Origin of the sequence: Pseudomonas sp. MF6776 (assembly GCF_016613125.1) — a bacterium.
Classification (GTDB): domain Bacteria; phylum Pseudomonadota; class Gammaproteobacteria; order Pseudomonadales; family Pseudomonadaceae; genus Aquipseudomonas; species Aquipseudomonas iridis.
On record NZ_JAENSQ010000001.1, the window covers coordinates 326,297 to 345,605 of the forward strand.

At 58.2% G+C, this 19,309-nt stretch carries 22 protein-coding genes; all 22 read right to left on the reverse strand.

Annotated features, from left to right (window positions below):
• Positions 1-10: 10 nt before the first annotated feature.
• The 22 genes from JJD74_RS01455 to fliF all read right to left on the reverse strand — a co-directional run bounded on the left by JJD74_RS01455 (position 11) and on the right by fliF (position 19,295).
• The gene (locus JJD74_RS01455) at positions 11-649 is read right to left on the reverse strand and encodes an acetyltransferase (protein WP_200610793.1); all 639 of its coding nucleotides are present in this window, start codon (positions 647-649) and stop codon (positions 11-13) included.
• 19 nt (positions 650-668) lie between these two features.
• A complete protein-coding gene (locus tag JJD74_RS01460; RefSeq protein WP_200610795.1) occupies positions 669-1,436 on the reverse strand; it encodes an SDR family NAD(P)-dependent oxidoreductase in 768 nt (255 codons plus the stop codon).
• A gap of 44 nt (positions 1,437-1,480) precedes the next feature.
• Positions 1,481-2,521 carry a ketoacyl-ACP synthase III gene (locus JJD74_RS01465; protein ID WP_200610797.1) on the reverse strand — a complete coding sequence of 347 codons (1,041 nt, stop codon included), beginning with the start codon at positions 2,519-2,521 and terminating at the stop codon, positions 1,481-1,483.
• A 5-nt stretch (positions 2,522-2,526) separates the two neighbouring features.
• A complete protein-coding gene (locus tag JJD74_RS01470) occupies positions 2,527-2,748 on the reverse strand; it encodes an acyl carrier protein (protein WP_200610799.1) in 222 nt (73 codons plus the stop codon).
• A 98-nt stretch (positions 2,749-2,846) separates the two neighbouring features.
• Complete coding sequence (locus JJD74_RS01475) at positions 2,847-3,959, reverse strand: DegT/DnrJ/EryC1/StrS family aminotransferase (protein ID WP_042558232.1); 1,113 nt, start codon at positions 3,957-3,959, stop codon at positions 2,847-2,849.
• A 265-nt stretch (positions 3,960-4,224) separates the two neighbouring features.
• A complete protein-coding gene (flhB, locus tag JJD74_RS01480; RefSeq protein WP_200610803.1) occupies positions 4,225-5,364 on the reverse strand; it encodes a flagellar biosynthesis protein FlhB in 1,140 nt (379 codons plus the stop codon).
• A 3-nt stretch (positions 5,365-5,367) separates the two neighbouring features.
• Positions 5,368-6,153 carry a flagellar biosynthetic protein FliR gene (gene fliR / locus JJD74_RS01485; RefSeq protein ID WP_042558230.1) on the reverse strand — a complete coding sequence of 262 codons (786 nt, stop codon included), beginning with the start codon at positions 6,151-6,153 and terminating at the stop codon, positions 5,368-5,370.
• 3 nt (positions 6,154-6,156) lie between these two features.
• On the reverse strand, positions 6,157-6,426 hold the full coding sequence (gene fliQ / locus JJD74_RS01490) for a flagellar biosynthesis protein FliQ (protein WP_042558229.1): 270 nt from the start codon (positions 6,424-6,426) through the stop codon (positions 6,157-6,159).
• A complete protein-coding gene (gene fliP, locus JJD74_RS01495) occupies positions 6,423-7,181 on the reverse strand; it encodes a flagellar type III secretion system pore protein FliP (protein WP_016984314.1) in 759 nt (252 codons plus the stop codon). The genes fliQ and fliP overlap by 4 nt, the downstream gene beginning before the upstream one ends.
• The gene (gene fliO, locus JJD74_RS01500; protein ID WP_200610806.1) at positions 7,181-7,636 is read right to left on the reverse strand and encodes a flagellar biosynthetic protein FliO; all 456 of its coding nucleotides are present in this window, start codon (positions 7,634-7,636) and stop codon (positions 7,181-7,183) included. The genes fliP and fliO overlap by 1 nt, the downstream gene beginning before the upstream one ends.
• Positions 7,637-8,086 (reverse strand): flagellar motor switch protein FliN, encoded by a 450-nt coding sequence (gene fliN, locus JJD74_RS01505; RefSeq protein WP_042558227.1) that lies wholly within the window; start codon positions 8,084-8,086, stop codon positions 7,637-7,639.
• A 54-nt stretch (positions 8,087-8,140) separates the two neighbouring features.
• Entirely contained in the window at positions 8,141-9,109 is a 969-nt protein-coding gene (gene fliM, locus JJD74_RS01510) for a flagellar motor switch protein FliM (RefSeq protein ID WP_007920032.1), read from the reverse strand.
• 9 nt (positions 9,110-9,118) lie between these two features.
• Entirely contained in the window at positions 9,119-9,622 is a 504-nt protein-coding gene (fliL, locus tag JJD74_RS01515; protein ID WP_042558226.1) for a flagellar basal body-associated protein FliL, read from the reverse strand.
• Between the two features lie 211 nt (positions 9,623-9,833).
• A complete protein-coding gene (locus JJD74_RS01520) occupies positions 9,834-11,192 on the reverse strand; it encodes a flagellar hook-length control protein FliK (RefSeq protein WP_200610809.1) in 1,359 nt (452 codons plus the stop codon).
• A gap of 104 nt (positions 11,193-11,296) precedes the next feature.
• A complete protein-coding gene (locus JJD74_RS01525; protein ID WP_042558224.1) occupies positions 11,297-11,644 on the reverse strand; it encodes an Hpt domain-containing protein in 348 nt (115 codons plus the stop codon).
• A gap of 31 nt (positions 11,645-11,675) precedes the next feature.
• On the reverse strand, positions 11,676-13,379 hold the full coding sequence (locus tag JJD74_RS01530; protein WP_200610812.1) for an ATP-binding SpoIIE family protein phosphatase: 1,704 nt from the start codon (positions 13,377-13,379) through the stop codon (positions 11,676-11,678).
• Between the two features lie 5 nt (positions 13,380-13,384).
• On the reverse strand, positions 13,385-13,690 hold the full coding sequence (locus JJD74_RS01535; RefSeq protein ID WP_042558223.1) for an STAS domain-containing protein: 306 nt from the start codon (positions 13,688-13,690) through the stop codon (positions 13,385-13,387).
• A 190-nt stretch (positions 13,691-13,880) separates the two neighbouring features.
• Positions 13,881-14,330, reverse strand: a complete 450-nt coding sequence (gene fliJ, locus JJD74_RS01540) for a flagellar export protein FliJ (protein ID WP_042558222.1) — start codon at positions 14,328-14,330, stop codon at positions 13,881-13,883.
• A 6-nt stretch (positions 14,331-14,336) separates the two neighbouring features.
• Positions 14,337-15,695 (reverse strand): flagellar protein export ATPase FliI, encoded by a 1,359-nt coding sequence (gene fliI / locus JJD74_RS01545; RefSeq protein ID WP_042558221.1) that lies wholly within the window; start codon positions 15,693-15,695, stop codon positions 14,337-14,339.
• Complete coding sequence (gene fliH / locus JJD74_RS01550) at positions 15,685-16,491, reverse strand: flagellar assembly protein FliH (protein ID WP_042558220.1); 807 nt, start codon at positions 16,489-16,491, stop codon at positions 15,685-15,687. Before fliH ends, fliI begins: the two co-directional genes overlap by 11 nt.
• Before the next feature lie 4 nt (positions 16,492-16,495).
• The gene (gene fliG / locus JJD74_RS01555; protein WP_016771079.1) at positions 16,496-17,515 is read right to left on the reverse strand and encodes a flagellar motor switch protein FliG; all 1,020 of its coding nucleotides are present in this window, start codon (positions 17,513-17,515) and stop codon (positions 16,496-16,498) included.
• The gene (gene fliF, locus JJD74_RS01560; RefSeq protein ID WP_047300263.1) at positions 17,508-19,295 is read right to left on the reverse strand and encodes a flagellar basal-body MS-ring/collar protein FliF; all 1,788 of its coding nucleotides are present in this window, start codon (positions 19,293-19,295) and stop codon (positions 17,508-17,510) included. The genes fliG and fliF overlap by 8 nt, the downstream gene beginning before the upstream one ends.
• Positions 19,296-19,309: the final 14 nt, after the last annotated feature.

The following is a 19,309-nucleotide window of genomic DNA, read 5'->3' on the forward strand; positions in this document are numbered from 1 at the left end:
CCTGGAGCTCTTACAATGCCTTGTTAAATATAACGCGAGCCGGGTTACCCACTACGGTCGCCCCGGCAGGGACATCCTTAAAAACCACTGCCCCCATACCAATTACTGCACCTTCACCCACACGGACGCCACGAGCAATCATGGCTCCGGAATTGATCACCACTCCGTTTTCGATCTTTACATAGCCTGCCAGCAGACACCTGGGCGCGATATGAACGTAATCGCCAATCACCACGTCGTGACCAATCATGGTTTCCTGATCGATAAAGCCAAAATCACCTATCTTGCAGTCAACACCACAACTGGCGTCATAACCAAAAAAAGTCGGGCCCCAACTACTTCGTGTACCTAATTGGCAGCGAGTACGAATGGCCACAAACTCTGCGCCCTTATCGAGGATTAGCTTCACCTGCCGCTGGCGGCTTGACGGATCGCCAATAGCGACAACAAACAGGTGCTCTGGGCCAGGCTCAAAGTGTTCGGGATATCCTAACCAGGGATAGTAAAGCGATTCGGAAACGACCTCTGGCCCGCGCTCGTCGACAAAACCGCCAATCACCCAATCTATGCCGTGAGAGTAATCAACCTGTAGCTGAGCCAATACCTGGCGTCCGAGCCCTCCAGCACCCAAAATGATTATCTTCTTCATGCCCTGGCTCCTTCGGCCCCTAACTGATCGTCAGTCCACCGTCCATCACTAATGTTGTGCCCGTCACCCAACGACTGGCACTTGAGAGCATAAAGATCGCTGCGTTAGCGACATCCTCAGGTTTGCCAAAGCCCAAAGGATGATCTTCAAGTTGCTTAGTCATAGAGTTCATCACTTTGACTGCCGCATCAAACAGCGGCGTTTCGACCATTGAAGGCGACAAGCAGTTGACGCGAATACGCCGCTTGATGACTTCCATGGCCAGACACCGTGACATAGCGATCAAGGCCGCTTTAGTTCCGGAGTAAGCCCCAACCCCCGCCACGCCAACGTGGGCAGCGATAGAGGAAATAAACAAAATTGATCCATCTACAGCCATCAGGTTGCGCTTCAATATGCTCTGGGTGAGCAACATGGGAGCCTCGACATTGATAGTGTGAAGCTCTCTCAAATGCCCCTCGCTCATCATACGAGTGGGGCAAAGCCGGGAAATACCTGCGCTATGCACCAAACCATGAATCTCTGAACCAAGTGCCTCCACTACCGCCGCGCGCCCCTCAACAAGAACCAGGTCAGCCTCAATCATTCGATGAGGCAAATCCGAAATACTCAGCAGGTCCTCAAAAGTCTTCGTCAAACGCCCCTTATCACGGCCCGTGATAATCAGCTCTGCCCCCATACGGGCGCAGCTCAACGCAATGGCCTGCCCCAAACCGGAACTTGCGCCGGTCACTAACACTCGTTTGCCGACCAAGCTGAACGGATTGAAACTGATATCGGTACTCACCACTGTATTCTCCAACTCATTATTCAAGTACTTGCAAACGGATATCAGGACTCGATCAGGTCAGGAAACTTCGCCCCATTGATGTCGATCAAGCAAGTGCCCCATGACAAGCCGATACCGAAACCCGACATCAATAGGCGATTAGGCCCATCTTCTAGCTGCTTGTTGATCCTGACGGTCATGGTCAATGGCAAAGAAGCGCCACTGGTATTACCGAAGTCGCGCAGAGTGGAAGGCACTTTCTCTACCGGAAGAGCCAGCTTTTTCCGGATAGTTTCATTGATCATCCGATTGGCCTGATGGAAAACAAAATAATCCACCTCTTCTTTCGATGTATTCGCATACTCAAGCATCTTTTCTACTGCAGGAGGAATTCGCTGAGTCGAGAAACTCAATACGGCAGTGCCATCCAGCTGAAGATCGATAGCACGCCTCCAGTGATCGTTTTCATCTTCACGAAACGGAATCAAGTGCTGCATGCTGACAGGCTCACGGTGCCCGCCGACGGGCAATATAATTGCTTTGTGACCGCTACCGTCGCTGTTCAAATCAAAATGCATCGGCGGCGCATCAGCACAAAACTCCAGAGCCGTTGCGGTTCCTGCATCAGAGAAAATAGGGTCGCTCAAACTTGCGCCACGATCTCCGACCAGCACGAGTCCTTTCCTCACCCCGCCAGCAGCAATCATTGACCCGAGCAGATGCAGGGCAAACGGATAACCCGAACATCCCAGATTGACATCAAAGGCGAGGGTCGAATGAGCCAGCCCCAGGCGATCCTGAAGAATGATCGCAGTGGCAGGCGCCAGGTAGTCTGGCGACTGGGTTACAACAATAAGCGCATCAACTTCCTCACGCTTCCACTCCAGACTTTCCAACAACTTTTCGGCGGCATCGAAAGCCAAATCGGAGAAACACTGCCACTCCTGCGCTAGTCGCCGAAACTCAATACCGATGTTGCGGACCAGCCTTTCGCGCTCCTGGCGAAGTTGTGGTTTACAGTCAGTCAGATTGGAAACAATGCGTTTTGGGACGCAGGTTGCCATTCCAGCGAAGCGCACAGATTTCAACGTAACAAGTGGCATATCAACTAACCTACCAAGTTATAGAGATCACCGACAGTGACAGCCTTATGCAGATCATCCCCATTCAGTACTTTTTGGTATTCCATGTCGAACATGACGATAACGCCCAGTGCTGCCAGGGAATCCCATTCAGGCAGATTCATCAATTCGGTGTCCATACTGACTTCGACCGGAGTCTGAAAATCGGTGGCCGAAAGGAAGTTTTCAATAAATTGTTCTTGACTCATACCGCAACTCCATCAATTAATAGATTACACTGCATCATCATGCCACGACCAGAAAACAGCGCATTCCAATGACGCACTGTTTTCCAGCAAAACAAATACTACTCACAACCGGCTCGAATAATTGACACAATCCTTTCAACATCCACCAATTCAAGCCCGGGATAAATCGGCAGGCAAATAACTTTCTTTGCCACCTCCTCAGCATGAGTCAACGGATGCCGACGCAATTCAGCTTTTTCGCTATATACCGACAACTCGGTAATCAGCGGGTAAAAATAGCGGCGCGCAAATATATTGTGTTCTTGCAGCAGGTAATAAAGCTGGTCCCGAGACAATCGATACTCAGCTCCCACCAATATCGGAAAATAAGCGTAGTTGGATACCTGCAATGGCGTTGGCGGCTTCAGTTCGATGCCTGGTATTGACTGAAGTTGCGCGCGATAGAAGCTGTTGATCTCCTTGCGCTGCTGGAGGGCGCGATCAATGTGCTGTAACTGCAAGAGACCGAACGCTGAATTAAGCTCACTCATTTTTCCGTTGATGCCACAAGTCACCACGGTGACCTCATCGACGAAGCCGAAGTTTCTTAGCTGATCGATGTGCAACTTGGTTTCCGCATCGGGGCTAATAATTGCGCCCCCTTCAAACGTATTAAACACTTTGGTTGCATGCAGGCTTAATACACTGAGATTGCCATGACGTAGAATACTGCCGCCCTTATCCTGCACGCCAAAGGCATGTGCGGCATCATAAATAACCCGCAGGCCATGCTTATCGGCAATTCGTTGTATCGCCTCAACATCGCAGGAATTACCATAACAATGCAACGGCATGATAGCGGTCGTCTGCGCAGTGATAGCCTGCTCTATTTTTTCCGGATCAATATTGAAAGTCTGCGGATCAATATCTACAAACACCGGAGTCAGCCGATTCCAAACCAACGCATGGGCTGTGGCAACAAAGGAATAAGGAGTGGTAATAACCTCTCCGACCACATGCAACGCTTGCAGCGCAGTAATCAACGCCAGCGTACCATTGGTAAACAACGACAAATGCCCAACACCGAGGTAACGAGCTAATTCCTGCTCTAACTCTTGGTGAAAGGGACCGTTATTGGTCAGCCGTTTGTTTTTCCATATCTGCTCAAGATAGGGAATAAACTCCTCCAATGGCGGCAAGAGCGGACTGGTCACCGAGATTATTTCATTCATGCCTTATTATTTCTTGTCGAACCCAGCATCCTCACGAAGGAACTCAATCCCCCCACCCCGTATCCTAGCCATGCCTGGCAAACCCTGCGTAGTCAAAAAAATAGCTATTTCCAGACACCACTCGCAGACGAAGCAATAATCCAGCCAAAATCCGAAGAGATCAAAAAGTCAAACCAAAAAAGGTTCGACATTGATAGTCACGATGCAAATCCAGGGGAATCGGCAGACACGCTCAAGCTCTGGGCCCTGTAGCAGCTGCATGTTGTCAGCAATCGCGGCGCAAGTCCGGCGGGATCGGCAGGTCGTCCTTGAGCGGATCCGGACGCTTACCCTTGCCCGCGTGGTATTGGCGGATCTGATAGACGTAGGCCAATACCTGGGCAACGGCCAGGTAAAGCCCACCAGGGATTTCCTGATCGAGTTCGGTCGAGTAGTAGATCGAACGCGCCAACCCCGGCGATTCGAGGAGCATGACGTTATTGGCCACGGCAATTTCGCGGATCTTCAGTGCCAGGAAATCACTGCCCTTGGCCAGCAGTATCGGCGCCCCGCCCTTTTCCGAATCGTATTTCAGCGCCACGGCGTAGTGGGTCGGGTTGGTGATGACCACATCGGCGTCGGGAATGGCCGCCATCATGCGTCGCTGGGACATTTCGCGCTGGGTCTGGCGGATGCGCTGTTTGACCTCCGGCCGACCTTCCTGATCCTTGTGCTCGTCGCGCACTTCCTGCTTGGTCATCTTGAGCTTTTTCATGCTCTCCCAGATCTGCACCGGGACATCGACCGCCGCGATGATGATCAGGCCACAGGCCAGCCACAGCGTGCTCCAGCCGACCAGCACCACACTGTGAATGATCGCCAGCTCGAGTGGCTCATGGGCAATACGCAGCAAGTCATCGACGTCCGCAGCCAACACCATCAAGGCCACGGACAAGGTGATCAAAAACTTGGCCAGCGCCTTGAGCAGTTCGATGATGGCCTTCATCGAGAACATCCGCTTCAGGCCGGCTCCCGGGTTCATGCGGCTGAACTTGGGCGCCATGGAGCCAGCCGCGAACAGCCAGCCACCGAGGGAAATCGGCCCGATCAGCGCGGCCAGCAGCAGCGTGATCATGATCGGCTGAATCGCCACCAAAGCGAGTTTCCCTGACTGCAAGAGAAACGCGCCCATGGAGCCCTGGTCCATGATCACTTCGCGCGACAGGGTGAAGTTCAGGCGCATCAGGTCCATCAGGTCTTCGGCGAGCATGCCGCCGAACACCAGCAGCGCGCCGGAACCGGCCATCATTACAGCAAGGGTGTTGAGTTCTTTGGAGCGGGCAATCTCGCCCTTCTCACGGGAGTCCTTTTTACGTTTCTCCGTGGGGTCTTCTGTTTTGTCCTGACCGCTTTCGCTCTCTGCCATGACTCAGCGCGCCCGTGCGAGTTCGCGTAGCAACTGCAAGGCCTCGGTGGCCAGCGGCTGATACTGATTGAGAATATCCGCCAGACCGACCCAGACGATGAACAGCCCGAGCACCAGGGTCAGCGGAAAACCGATGGAGAAAATGTTCAGTTGCGGCGCGGCGCGGGTCATTACGCCGAAAGCGATGTTGACCACCAGCAACGCGGTCACTGCCGGCAGCACCAACAGCAACGCAGCCCCCAAGACCCAGCCGAGTTTGCCGGCCAGCTCCCAATAATGCGCGGTCATCAGCCCGCTACCCACCGGCAACGTGGTGAAGCTCTCGGTGAGGACTTCGAAAACCACCAGATGGCCGTTCATCGACAGGAACAACAACGTCACGAGCATGGTGAAGAACTGCCCGATCACTGCCACCGAAACGCCGTTGGCCGGGTCGACCATCGAGGCGAAGCCCATACCCATCTGGATCGCGACAATTTGCCCGGCCACGGCAAATGCCTGGAAAAACAGCTGCAGGGAAAAGCCGAGCACGGCGCCGATCAGAATCTGCTCGGCAATCAGCAGCAAGCCACTGAGATCGAGCGGACTCACCGCCGGCATCGGCGGCAGGCCCGGGACAATCACCACGGTGATTGCGACGGCGAAATACAGGCGCACGCGCCGCGGGATGAGGGTCGTGCCGAATACCGGCATGACCATCAGCATCGAGGCCACGCGAAACAGCGGCAACATGAACGTCGCCACCCAGGAACTGATCTGGGTGTCGGTCAGCTGAAGCAGCGATTGCATGGCTTAGCCGATGACCATCGGGATGTTTTTGTACAGCTCGATGATGTATTCCATGAACGTCTGCACGATCCACGGACCGCCGACGATCAGGGTCACCAGCATCACCAGCAGACGCGGCAGAAAGCTCAAGGTCTGTTCGTTGATTTGCGTGGCCGCCTGAAACATCGCCACCAGCAAGCCCACCAACAGGCTCGGCACCACCAGAATCGCGACCATGAGTGTGGTCAGCCACAGCGCCTCACGAAAGATATCGACCGCGACTTCCGGCGTCATGGCGAGACACCTCCGAAACTGCTGGCCAAGGTGCCGATAATCAGCGCCCAGCCATCCACCAGCACGAACAGCATGATCTTGAAAGGCAGCGAGATGATCAGCGGCGAGAGCATCATCATACCCATCGCCATCAGCACACTGGCCACGACGAGGTCGATGATCAGGAACGGAATGAAGATCATGAAGCCGATCTGGAACGCCGTTTTCAGCTCGGACGTGACGAACGCCGGCACCAGAATAGTCAGTGGTGCCTGATCCGGGGTGGCGATGTCGGTGCGCTTGGACAGGCGCATGAACAACTCAAGATCGCTGGTGCGCGTCTGGGCGAGCATGAAGTCCTTGATCGGCACCTGGGCTTTTTCCACCGCTTGCTGGGCGGTGAGTGTCTCCGCCAGATACGGTTGCAGCGCATCTTTGTTCACCCGGTCGAACACCGGCGCCATGATGAACATCGTCAGGAACAGCGCCATGCCGGTGAGGATCTGATTCGACGGCGTCTGCTGCAAGCCCAGGGCCTGACGCAGGATCGAGAAGACGATGATGATCCGCGTAAAACTGGTCATCAGGATGACCGCCGCCGGGATAAAACTCAGCGCGGTCATGATCAGCAGGATCTGCAGACTGACCGAATACTCCTGCGCGCCGTCGGCGTTGGTGCCCAGCGTGATTGCCGGGATCGACAACGGATCGGCGGCGAACGCCAGCGGCGCGGCCAGCATCAGGGCCAGCGTCAAGACGATGCGTAGCGCACCCATTACTTCTTATCCTTCTGATCCTTGCCGAGAATCCTCAGCAGATGCTGGGCAAATTCCGGCGTCGCTTTCTCGCTGGTGCTCGGCACCTCGACCGGTTCCTTGAGCACGTGCAGCGCGGTGATGGTGCCGGGGCTAAAGCCGAGCAGAATCTGCTCATTGCCGACCTGCACCAGCATCAGACGGTCACGCGGGCCGAGCGCGCGCGAGCCAATCAGCTCGATCACCTGCCCTTTGCCCGCAGGCCCTGCCTGCTGCACCCGACGCAACAGCCAGGCGAGGAAGAAGATCAACCCCAGCACCAGCAGCAGGCCGAACACCAACTGCGTCAATTGCCCGGCCACGCCACTGTTGACCATCGGTGCGGTAGCAGCGGCAGGCGCGGCGTGGCCAGCCACCGGTTCGGCGGCCAACACGCTCAGGGGCAAGGCCAGCAGAGCCCAGAGAAACCTTTTCACTCAGCGCAGCTTCTTGATGCGTTCGCTTGGGCTGATCACGTCGGTCAGGCGGATGCCGAACTTCTCGTTGACCACCACTACTTCGCCGTGAGCGATCAGCGTGCCGTTGACCAGCACGTCCAGCGGCTCACCGGCCAGGCGATCGAGCTCGATCACCGAACCCTGGTTGAGTTGCAGCAGGTTGCGGATGTTGATGTCGGTGCTGCCGACTTCCATCGAGATGGACACCGGGATGTCGAGAATCACGTCCAGGTTCGGGCCGTCCAGTGTCACTGGATCGTTGTTCTTCGGCACGCTGCCGAACTCTTCCATCGGCAGACGCGAGCCACTGGATGCATCGGCCGCCAGCAGTGCGTCGATTTCGGATTGACCATCACCGGTCTCTTCCAGGGCAGCAGCCCATTCGTCAGCCAGTGCCTGATCGTCCTGGGCGTTCATATCGTCGTTCATCATTTGTCCTCGGCGGGCAAAAATTCAGCTAAATGTGGGGGTAAAAGCGCCGCTTCAGCGACGCTCGATCGGCTCGATCACCTGCAACGCGAGGTTGCCTTTGTGCGAGCCCATCTTGACCTTGAAGGCCGGCACGCCGTTGGCGCGCATGATCATTTCGTCCGGCATCTCGACCGGGATCACATCCCCCGGCTGCATGTGCAGGATGTCGCGCAACTTCAACTGGCGGCGGGCCACGGTGGCACCGATCGGCACGTCGACATCGAGCACGTCCTGGCGCAGGGCGTTGACCCAGCGCTCGTCCTGATCGTCGAGGTCCGACTGGAAACCGGCGTCGAGCATTTCCCGCACCGGCTCGATCATCGAGTACGGCATGGTCACGTGCAGGTCGCCGCCACCGCCATCGAGTTCGATGTGGAAGGTGGAGACCACAATCGCTTCGCTCGGGCCGACGATGTTGGCCATGGCCGGGTTCACTTCCGAGTTGATGTACTCGAAATTGACTTCCATGATCGCTTGCCAGGCTTCTTTCAGATCGACGAAGGCCTGCTCCAGCACCATGCGCACCACGCGCAGTTCGGTCGGGGTGAATTCACGCCCTTCGATCTTGGCGTGACGGCCGTCGCCGCCGAAGAAGTTGTCCACCAGTTTGAACACCAGTTTGGCGTCGAGGATGAACAGCGCGGTGCCGCGCAGGGGTTTGATCTTGACCAGGTTGAGACTGGTCGGCACATACAACGAGTGCACGTATTCGCCGAACTTCATCACCTGTACGCCACCGACGGCAACGTCCGCCGAGCGGCGCAGCATGTTGAACATGCTGATGCGGGTGTAGCGGGCAAAACGCTCGTTGATCATTTCCAGAGTCGGCATGCGTCCACGGACGATGCGATCCTGGCTGGTCAGGTCGTAGCTTTTGACACTGCCGGGTTCGGCAGCGTTATCGGTCTGTACCAGACCATCGTCGACGCCATGCAACAGCGCATCGATTTCATCCTGGGACAGCAGATCCTGCACGGCCATGTCGTGTTCCTACTGCAGTACGAAATTAGTGAAAAGCAACTGTTCGATCACCACTTTGCCCAGCTCTTTCTGCGCCACTTCCTGGACGCTGGCGGTGGCCTTCTGGCGCAACATTTCCTGGCCGACCGGGGTCGCCAAGGTGGCGAAGTCCTGACCGGAGAAGAGCATTACCAGGTTGTTGCGGATCACCGGCATGTGCACTTTCAGCGCTTCCAGGTCGGCCTGGTTACGCGCCAGCATGGTGATGCTCACCTGCATGTAGCGCTGACGGCCGTTCTGGTTGTAGTTGGCGACAAAGGCGGGGGCCATAGGTTCGAAAATCGCCGGCTGCTTGCCGACCGGCGCTGCTTGGGCGGCATCGGCAGGCTTGCTCTGAGCGCTGTGCATGAAGAACCAGGTCGCCCCCACGGACGCACCAATGGCCAACAACAACGCCAGCACGATCACGATGATCAGCTTGAGTTTGCCTTTGGTTGCGGGGTCTTTTACTGCTGCTGTTTCGCTCTTCGCCATGCCAATAATCCGTCACTATTCGGGTTTTCACAGTCGCACGGCAAGGCAAGAGCAAGTGTTATGCCAGAAGTGTTGGAGGGGAGGACGGGCACCATAAAACAACTGTGGGAGCGAGCCTGCTCGCGAAAGCGATGTAACAGTCGACATAAAAGTTGAATGTTAAACCGCATTCGCGAGCAGGCTCGCTCCCACAAGGGCGATCAGTGCTTTATCAGGCGTAATAATCGACTGCGCTGGTACCGATCACGCTGGTGGTTTGAACGGCTGCTTCAGCAACAGCGGCGGCTGCCAATTCTTCATCTGCCGAATCCAGTCGACCACCGCCAGCGCTGGTGCGCCCGCTCTGGCCTTGTTGCGCCTGTTCCTGACCTTGCTGACCCTGCCAGCCACGGCTCTGGTCGGAGACGTTGACGTCGACCTGGCCCATGCCCTGCTGGTTGAACATCTCACGCAGGCGATGCATCTGCCCATCGAGCGCTTCACGCACACTCGGGTGCGCACTCATGAACGTCACTTGGGTTTGCTGGTCCGGGACCATGTTCACGCGGATATCCAGACGACCCAATTCGGCCGGCTGCAACTGAATGTCCGCCGCCTTGAGATTGACGCTCGACAGATACATGACGCGATTGACCACTTCTTCGGTCCAGCCGCTCTGATGCATGGCAATCGGCTGATTGACCGGCACAGCGTTCGCGGTCTTCGGTGTAGCGGCCTGGGTCAGCGCCGCCAGACGGTTAGCGAAGTCATCGACGCGGGTATCGCTGGTGGCGGACTTGAGGTCTTTGAGGCCGTCATCGAGCAGCCCGCTGAAAGCTTTGTCACCGCCCTGACTGGTGCTGTCCTTGTCGGTCTGCACGTCGAGCATGCTCGCCATGCCCGCGGCAAAAGTCTGCGCCGAGGTCAATTCACCATCGGCCTGTGCTGGCGCAGCTTTGGGCTGAGCCTGGCTAGCGGCGGAAATATGACCACCCTGCTCCATCGCCATCCGCACGGCAGGCAGCGAATCAAGCGGATCGGCCGAAGGGTCGAAATCGCTGTCGGCGCTGGCCGCCGGGTCTTTGACCATACTCGCCAGCACGGCAACTTCCGGAGTTTCGTCCTGGGCCGGTGCGGCCGCTGGACCCGCTACGACGGGCGCCGTCACGGTCGGCTGCACGATGGCAGCCAACGCCGGATCCAGGGCCGGGTCAACCACTGCGGCGTCACCGACAGTGGCGTCGGCTACCGGCGTCTGTGCGCCATCGTCGCTGGCAGCCTTGTCGTTGCTCGATGCCGCTGTATCAGCAGGCAACGCCTTGCCGCTATCGGCAACCGCCGGCTCGGGAGCGGCAGACTGATCGGTGCCGGCGTCCTTTTTGCCACCGGTATCGGCAACCTTGTCGCGCGCCGATTTCACCGAATTATCAGCAGAGACCGCAGGCTTGTTCGAGCCCTGATCGGCGAACACTTTGGCGAAGCTTGTAGCCTTGTCCCCAGCGTCTGCGGCCATTGCCGACGATTTGGCAGACGCGGCCTGAGCCTTGGCCTGGGCGGCGTTCTGAAGAAGAATGTTGGGGGTCGCAGGCATGAAACGGTCTCCGCTGCACTGGGATCGTAGGTACAGTTATGGAGTTATTAGCAAGCACCGGGCCATATTTGCCCCACACTTGAGAAAAGCGCCGAACGGAAGAATCAGTGGAGGTGGATGTGCTGTCGTTCGTTTTCGTAAACAGGGCGCACATTGGCAAATTCGCCGCTGATTTCAGCAACCAGTTTGACGTTTTCTGCCGGGCTCTTGTTTTTTGCGTCCGATTCAAGCTCCTGGCAAAGCGCTGCCAGTCGAACAGCCCCCATATTGCTGGCGCTGCCCTTGAAGCTGTGCGCAACCTCCGAAAGAACCCTGGCGTCAGCGGTCTTTTGCAGCTCATGCAAACGGCTTTCGGAATCGCTCAGGAAGGTATCCAGCAGGTCCGGATAACTGTCTTCCATCACTTCGCGCAAGGTATCGAGTACCTCGCGATCAACTTGTTTATCTGCCACTTGTTCACTCCTTGATCAAGAATTGCGCGGATTATGCCTCAACCTCCCAGAAAAACTCCACGTGGGCACTACGACCTTCGTCCGACCAACGGGCGTTGCGCCCCAATTGCCGGACCAAGCTGACACCACGCCCCGACAAACGGACACCGTCCAGCGGTCGCTCCATCACCCGCGCCACATCAAATCCCTTGCCGCTGTCATCGACACGAATGACCAGACAGCCGCCCGCGCCTTGCGGCCTGACCTGCAAATGCACACGCACATAGCCGTCCTGCAAGATCTCCAGACGCGCGTTGCGCTGTTCATAATAGCGGGCGAACCCTGCGGCATCGCGCTTGAGGCTGGAATCGAGCCCCAGCACCCCGTGCTCCAACGCATTGGAATACAACTCCGCGAGCACACTGTACAGCGCGCCGCTTTGCGTGCGCAGGCCGTGCACTTCCAACAGCAACTGCAGCAGGTAGGGCAACGGGTTGTAACGCCTGAGCGTAGCGCCACGGAATTCGAAGCTTACCGACCAGTCCAGCGGGCTCAATTGGCCGCTGTCGGAATACATGGGCGCCGGCGGATGAACCTGCTCAGGCTCCAGCAGACTGACCTCGACCATGCTGACATCGTCGCGAGCCTCGCCGCGAAAATCCCGCAGCGCCCGCTCGATGTCCTCGAACAGCCGATCCGGCTCACGGTTGGCGGCAAATACTTGCTGTAAACGCTCGACGCCGAACAATTGATCGTTGGCATCGCTGGTGTCGATCACCCCGTCAGACAACAGAAAGACCCGATCACCAACGGCCATCGGGTGCACTTGCGTACCGTCATCAAATGCTTGCGGGCTGAGCACACCCAGCGGCAAATGCCGTGCGGCCAACGGTATGCGTTCACCGCTGGCGATCCGGTGCAGATAACCGTCCGGCATGCCGCCGTTCCACACCTCAACCGAGCACCGCTGAAAGCTCAGGGACAGCAGCGTCGCGCAGCAAAACATATCCACCGGCAGAATGCGTTTGAGCTTGGCATTCATCTCGCGCAGGGTTTCGGACAAGCCGTAACCCTTGGCTGTCATGCCATAAAACACCTCCGCCAACGGCATGGCCCCCACCGCAGCCGGCAAGCCGTGCCCGGTGAAATCGCCGAGCAGCACGTGCATGTCGCCCGCCGGCGTGTACGCCGCCAGCAACAAATCACCATTGAACAGCGCGTAGGGGGATTGCAGATAACGGATGTTCGGCGCACTCAAGCAACCGGAATGCGCCACTTTATCGAATACCGCTTTGGCAACACGTTGCTCGTTAAGCAGGTAGTCGTGATGTTTGGCGATCAGGTCGCGCTGTTGCAGCACCGTGGCCTGCAAGCGGCGCAAGCGGTCCATCGCCTTGATTTTGGCGGCAAGGATCACCTGGTTGTAGGGCTTCGCCAGAAAGTCGTCGCCGCCAGCCTCCAGACAACGGGCCAGCGCTTCACTTTCAGTCAGCGACGTGAGGAAGATGATCGGCACCAGCGTTTCCCCGGCCAGCGCCTTGATCTGCCGCGCAGCCTCGAAGCCGTCCATCACCGGCATCATCGCGTCCATCAGCACCAGACTCGGTTGCTGCTGGCGAAAGATATCGACAGCCTCGGCACCGTTGGCCGCCGTCAGTACCTCGTGACCTTGGCGGCGGACAATAGTCGACAGCAGCAACCGGTCAGCGGCGCTGTCTTCGGCGATCAGGATTATCAGCGGCTCTTGCGCCTGCATGGCCGTCAACTGATATCAAAGAGCTTGTCGAAGTTGGAGATGGCGAGGATTTTGCGCACGTCGGAGTTAGAGTTGACGACGCGGATCTGCGAGTCGTCTCCGCCAGCGTGATCACGCAAAAGCAGCAGCATCCCAAGCGCGGAACTGTCCAGGTAAGTGGCGTCTTTCAGGTCGACCACGATGGACTCGGGCTTTTGATTGAGTCGCTCGTAGGACTCGCGAAACTCCTGATGGCGACCGAAATCGAACCGCCCTTTGACTGAAATCGTCAGTTTGTGACCATCGGGAGAGACTTCTGTAACGACTGACATTGACTGGCTTCCTTGTCATTAACAAACGTCTACAAGGTTTAGCACTTGGTAGACGCAGGGGCAAGGTGCAACGCAGGATCAAATGTGGGGGCGAGCCTGCTCGCGAAGGCGTCGTGTCAGTCAACATTTCAGTCAACTGGCCGATTGCATTCGCGAGCAGGCTCGCTCTCACAGGAGATATCGCAGTGGTTTAAAACGGATCATGCCGTGGCAAACGCTGGGACAACTCATCCAGCAACTTCTGCTCACGCTTGTCTTCCAGGCGTTGCGCCTCTTCGCGATACCGCTGGACCAGTTTGCGCAGGCCTTCGACCTTGGCGAACGCTTTCTGCCATTCGTCACGCGCCTTGTCGAGATTGTTCTGGTGCCAGACCAGGCTCTGGCGCTGCTGATCAACAGCCGTATCGAGTTGCGCGAGAAACCCCTGAAAGCCGAGCAACCATTGCCCGCTCACGCCAGTGCTGCCGCGCACGATCCACTGCTCGGAGTAATCCAGACGAAAGGCGTTCAGGTCGGCGAGTTTGCTTTCAGCGACCTTGACCTGGCCCTGAAAGTACCCAAGGCGCTGCACAGCGGTTTTCTCGGCCTTCTCGGCCATGTCCACCACCGGCGCCAGGCGCGCGGCTCGGCTGACGGCCATAAACGGTTACCCGCCCGCCGCAGGGGCGAACAGGGTTTCGAGATATGCCTGGCTTTCGCCCATGTTGATTTTGTCGTTCAGGCCCTGACGCTGATACCTGACCAACTGCGCTTGCAGGGAAATCGCCAGGTCTGTCTCGCGGTCGCCACCGGCGACATAGGCACCGACGCTGATCAAGTCGCGACTCTGCTGATAACGCGACCACAGCTGCTTGAAATATTGCGCGCGCTGCATGTGCTCCGCCGAGACCACCGCCGGCATTACCCGACTGATCGACGCTTCGATATCGATGGCCGGGTAGTGACCTTCCTCGGCCAGACGCCGCGACAGCACGATGTGACCGTCGAGCACGCCCCGCGCCGAGTCGGCAATCGGGTCCTGCTGGTCATCGCCTTCTGATAACACGGTGTAAAACGCGGTAATCGAACCCCCGCCCTTCTCGGCATTACCGGCGCGCTCCACCAGTTTCGGCAGTTTGGCGAATACCGACGGCGGATAACCCTTGGTCGCTGGCGGTTCGCCGATGGCCAAGGCGATTTCCCGCTGGGCCTGGGCGAAACGGGTCAGCGAATCCATCAGCAACAGGACGTTCTTGCCCTTGTCGCGAAAATACTCGGCGATACGTGTGCAGTACATCGCCGCGCGCAAACGCATCAATGGTGCGTCGTCCGCAGGCGACGCGACCACCACCGAGCGCTGGAGGCCTTCTTCACCAAGGCTGTGCTCGATGAATTCTTTCACTTCCCGACCCCGCTCACCGATCAGCCCGACGACGATAATGTCGGCCTCGGTGAAGCGAGTCATCATGCCCAGCAATACTGATTTACCGACACCGGTACCGGCGAACAGACCCAGACGCTGGCCACGACCGACCGTCAGCAAACCGTTGATGCAACGGATGCCGACGTCCAGCGGTTCGCTGATCGGGTCACGGTTGAGCGGGTTGATGGTCGGGCCGTCCATCGGCACCCAGTCTTCGGCTTTCATGCCGCCCTTGCCGTCCAGCGCACGACCGGCGCCATCGAGCACACGACCGAGCATGCTCATGCCCATCGGCAGGCGACCGGTATCGGCCAAAGGCACCACGCGGGCGCCCGGGGCAATACCGGCGACGCTGCCAACCGGCATCAGAAAGACTTTGCTGCCGGAGAAGCCCATGACTTCGGCTTCCACCTGCGAAGGATGGTAGCTGTCGTCGTTGATCACCAGGCAGCGCGTGCCCATGGCGGCGCGCAGTCCTTCAGCTTCCAGCGTGAGGCCGACCATGCGCAGCAGGCGACCTTCAAGAATCGGCGCCCCGGCAATTTCAGTGGCCTCGGCGTAAGTGCTCAGGCGCTTGGCGAAACTGGTGCGTTCAAGGCGCATCGTCGGCGTCCGCGAGCGGCTCTTCAGTCACGGCAGCCGGTTTGACGTCTTCGGCAATGTCCAGACTCAAGTCCGCCGCCGCCGGGTGCAGGGACTGTTCGTGCAACTGATTGAACAGTTTGTCCATGACCTGCGTCACACGCGATTCAATGCTTGCATCGATGCGACTGTGCGCCGTCTCAACCCGGCAACCGCCCGGCATCAGCGCTTCATCCTCGACAATGCGCCAGGTTTCTTCGTGACGTTCGCGCAGGGCTTTGGCCTGTTCGAAGTCCTGCGGATTGACGAACAGGCGGACATTGTCGACACCCAGCGGCAACAGCTTGAGGGCGTCGCGCATGACGTGTTCGATCTGGCTCGAATCGATGGACAGTTCGCGCTTGATCACCTGTTTGGTGATGTGCTGAACGAGATCAACCAACGATTTTTCGATCTGTGTGTCTTGCTCGGCAATGGGCTCGAACAGGTTCGCCATCAATTGCTCAAGGCTGGCCAGTTTCGCCGCCAAGGCGACCTCAGCCTCTTGGCGCACCTTCAAAGTGGTGCTGTGAAAGCCCTCTTTTTCGCCGGTCGCGAAGCCTTCGTTATAAGCCTCCTGACGGATGCTTTCGAGTTCTTCCAGGGTCAGTGGCTGGACTTCTTCCAGCGGCACTTCTTCCATTTCCGGCGGTTCGGGCTCTGGCTCAGGCTCGGGTTCCGGTTTTGGCGGATCGAAGCTTGGCATCGCCCAGGACTCGAAACCGCGTACATCGCGGGCACGGATCAGATCCGTCACATCGTCGTCGTGCTTGTCCATGGGCTTAGATCATTTCCTCGCCGCCCTTGCCACCGAGCACGATTTCTCCGGCTTCGGCCATACGGCGGGCGATGGTGAGGATTTCCTTCTGCGCGGTTTCGACGTCGCTGACGCGCACCGGGCCTTTGGCCTCGAGGTCGTCGCGCAACAGTTCGGCGGCACGTTTGGACATGTTCTTGAAGATCTTCTCCTTGACGCCTTCGTCCGAACCCTTGAGGGCCAGGACCAGCACGTCGGAGGACACTTCGCGCAGCAGCGCCTGGATCCCGCGGTCGTCGACATCGGCGAGGTTGTTGAACACGAACATGAGGTCTTCGATCTGACCGGACAGGTCTTCGTCGACTTCGCGGATCGAGTCCATGAGCTGGCCTTCGATCGAGCTGTCGAGGAAGTTCATGATGTCGGCCGCACGCTTGATGCCACCCAGGGTGGTGCGCGAGGCATTCGAGTTGCCGGAGAACTGCTTCTCGAGAATCTGGTTGAGCTCTTTCAATGCCGCCGGTTGCACGGTGTTCAACGAGGAGACGCGCAGGATGATGTCCAGACGCACCTTGTGGTCGAAGTTGCCGAGCACTTCACCCGCCTGATCGGGGTCGAGGTAGGCGACCACGATCGCTTGAATCTGCGGGTGCTCGTAACGGATCACGTCGGCAACGGCGCGCGGCTCCATCCATTTCAGGCTGTCGAGACCGCTGGTGTTGCCACCGAGCAGGATGCGGTCGATCAGGCCGTTGGCCTTGTCTTCGCCCAATGCCTGGGTGAGCATTTTGCGCACGTAGTCGTCGGAACCGACGCCCAGGCTGGTCTGATCGCCGACGATGTCGACGAACTCGCTCATGACCTGTTCGACCTGCTCACGATGGACGTTGCCCATTTGGGCCATGGCCACACCTACACGCTGAACCTCTTTGGGGCCCATGTGGCGCAGCACTTGCGCAGCATCGGTCGAACCCAGTGACAGCAGCAGAATCGCAGCTTTGTCGACCTTGGTCAGCTTGACGGTTGCGGCTCGGTTATCACTCATCTGCGTTAATCCACTCTTTCACGACCTGAGCCACACGACCCGGATCTTCGGCCACCAGGCTCTTGATTGCATTCAGTTGCGCGTCATAACCCTCGCTCGGGCTCGGCAACAGAATGCTCTGCGGACCACCGAGGCTCACGCGGTCGTTGGACAGTTCGCCATCCAGGCCGCCCATGCCTCCGAGTTCCACGTCGCTGCCCAAACCGGCCAGCTCCTTGCCTTTGCCGCCGCCGGTGATGTTGTTGAGCACCGGACGCAGCACACCAAACACCAGCACCAGGATGAACAATACACCCAGCACTTGTTTGACGATGTCCCAGAACCAAGGCTGGGAGTAGAACGGAATTTCGGCAAACACTTCACCGCGCTCGGCGGAGAACGGCATGTTGATCACGCTGACGCTGTCGCCACGGCTGGCATCGAAGCCGACGGCGTCCTGCACCAGACGCGTAAAGCGGCCCAGTTCGTCGGCGGTCCACGGCGCGCGGGTGGTTTCACCGTTGGCCGCGTTGACCTTGACCTGATCGTCGACCACTACCGACACCGACAGGCGATTGAGGCGACCCTGCTGCTGCTTGGTGTGGCTGATGGAACGATCGAGCTCGAAGTTCTTGGTGGATTGTTGACGCTTGTCTGCCGGGTACGGCGCGAGCATCGGCTGCCCGGTGGCCGGGTCCATGATCTGCTGGCCGTTGGCGTCAACCAGTGGCTGACCTGGCTGCACCATGGCGGCCGGAGCGGCTGCACCCGCGGTGGTTTGCGGCGCCGAAGCCGGCGACGGCGGCTGGTTGCTCAAGGCACCCGGCACACCTTGCGGGCCATTGCTGGCGGTGCGTTGCTCGCTGACCGACTGCTCGCTGCGCAACGCCGGTTGATCCGGGTTGAACTGTTCGGCAGTCGACTCGACGGCGTTGAAATCGATATCGGCCGAGACCTCAGCCTTGTAGCGATCGTTGCCCAGCACCGGTTGCAGAATGTTGTGGACGCGCTGGGTCAGCATGCTTTCCATGCGGCGGCTGTAATCGAACTGCTTGCCGGCCATGGTCATTTCGGAGTTTTCCGCCTGATCAGAGAGCAGGTTGCCCTTCTGGTCGACGACGGTGATCTGCGATTTGCTCAACTCTGGTACGGAAGTCGCCACCAGATTGATGATCGCCACTACCTGACCCGGCTCCAGCGAACGACCGGAATACAGCTCGACCAGAACCGAAGCACTTGGCTTGCGCTCATCGCGAACGAATACCGAACTCTTCGGAATCGCCAGGTGCACGCGGGCACCCTTGACGTTGTTCAGGCTGGAAATGGTTCGCGCCAGTTCACCTTCGAGGCCGCGACGGTAACGGGTCGCTTCCATGAATTGGCTGGTACCCAGACCCTGTTCCTTGTCGAGGATTTCATAACCGATGTTGCCGTCGCTGGGAGTGACACCAGCGGCTGCGAGCTTGAGCCGCGCACGGGACAAGTCATCGGCCTTGACCAGCAAGGCACCGGAGTTCGGTTCGACGTTGTAAGGGATGTCGGCGGCGGCCAGTGTTTCCATGACCTGCTTGGCGTCCAGGCCGGCAAGGCTGCCATACAACGGACGGTAATCCGGCTGCTGCGACCACAACACCACGGCAAAGCCAATCGCCACGCTCGCAGCCAGGCCGACCAACAGGCCCACCTGACGCAGCACGGTCATCTCGGAGAGGTTTTCCAGGAAGGACAGGCCGAACAACGGCGGTTTACCGTCTATCGGGGTGGCCTTGGCCGGAACGTTATCGGCGACTGCTTCTGCCATGACTCAATCTCGTC

Coding starts and splice junctions, on each gene's coding strand:
- JJD74_RS01455 (WP_200610793.1), bottom strand. CDS start 649: ATGAAGAAGATAATCATTTTGGGTGCTGGAGGGCTCGGACGCCAGGTA.
- JJD74_RS01465 (WP_200610797.1), bottom strand. CDS start 2,521: ATGCCACTTGTTACGTTGAAATCTGTGCGCTTCGCTGGAATGGCAACC.
- JJD74_RS01470 (WP_200610799.1), bottom strand. CDS start 2,748: ATGAGTCAAGAACAATTTATTGAAAACTTCCTTTCGGCCACCGATTTT.
- JJD74_RS01475 (WP_042558232.1), bottom strand. CDS start 3,959: ATGAATGAAATAATCTCGGTGACCAGTCCGCTCTTGCCGCCATTGGAG.
- flhB (WP_200610803.1), bottom strand. CDS start 5,364: ATGGCAGAGAGCGAAAGCGGTCAGGACAAAACAGAAGACCCCACGGAG.
- fliR (WP_042558230.1), bottom strand. CDS start 6,153: ATGCAATCGCTGCTTCAGCTGACCGACACCCAGATCAGTTCCTGGGTG.
- fliQ (WP_042558229.1), bottom strand. CDS start 6,426: ATGACGCCGGAAGTCGCGGTCGATATCTTTCGTGAGGCGCTGTGGCTG.
- fliP (WP_016984314.1), bottom strand. CDS start 7,181: ATGGGTGCGCTACGCATCGTCTTGACGCTGGCCCTGATGCTGGCCGCG.
- fliN (WP_042558227.1), bottom strand. CDS start 8,086: ATGAACGACGATATGAACGCCCAGGACGATCAGGCACTGGCTGACGAA.
- fliM (WP_007920032.1), bottom strand. CDS start 9,109: ATGGCCGTGCAGGATCTGCTGTCCCAGGATGAAATCGATGCGCTGTTG.
- fliL (WP_042558226.1), bottom strand. CDS start 9,622: ATGGCGAAGAGCGAAACAGCAGCAGTAAAAGACCCCGCAACCAAAGGC.
- JJD74_RS01520 (WP_200610809.1), bottom strand. CDS start 11,192: ATGCCTGCGACCCCCAACATTCTTCTTCAGAACGCCGCCCAGGCCAAG.
- JJD74_RS01530 (WP_200610812.1), bottom strand. CDS start 13,379: ATGCAGGCGCAAGAGCCGCTGATAATCCTGATCGCCGAAGACAGCGCC.
- JJD74_RS01535 (WP_042558223.1), bottom strand. CDS start 13,690: ATGTCAGTCGTTACAGAAGTCTCTCCCGATGGTCACAAACTGACGATT.
- fliJ (WP_042558222.1), bottom strand. CDS start 14,330: ATGGCCGTCAGCCGAGCCGCGCGCCTGGCGCCGGTGGTGGACATGGCC.
- fliI (WP_042558221.1), bottom strand. CDS start 15,695: ATGCGCCTTGAACGCACCAGTTTCGCCAAGCGCCTGAGCACTTACGCC.
- fliH (WP_042558220.1), bottom strand. CDS start 16,491: ATGGACAAGCACGACGACGATGTGACGGATCTGATCCGTGCCCGCGAT.
- fliG (WP_016771079.1), bottom strand. CDS start 17,515: ATGAGTGATAACCGAGCCGCAACCGTCAAGCTGACCAAGGTCGACAAA.
- fliF (WP_047300263.1), bottom strand. CDS start 19,295: ATGGCAGAAGCAGTCGCCGATAACGTTCCGGCCAAGGCCACCCCGATA.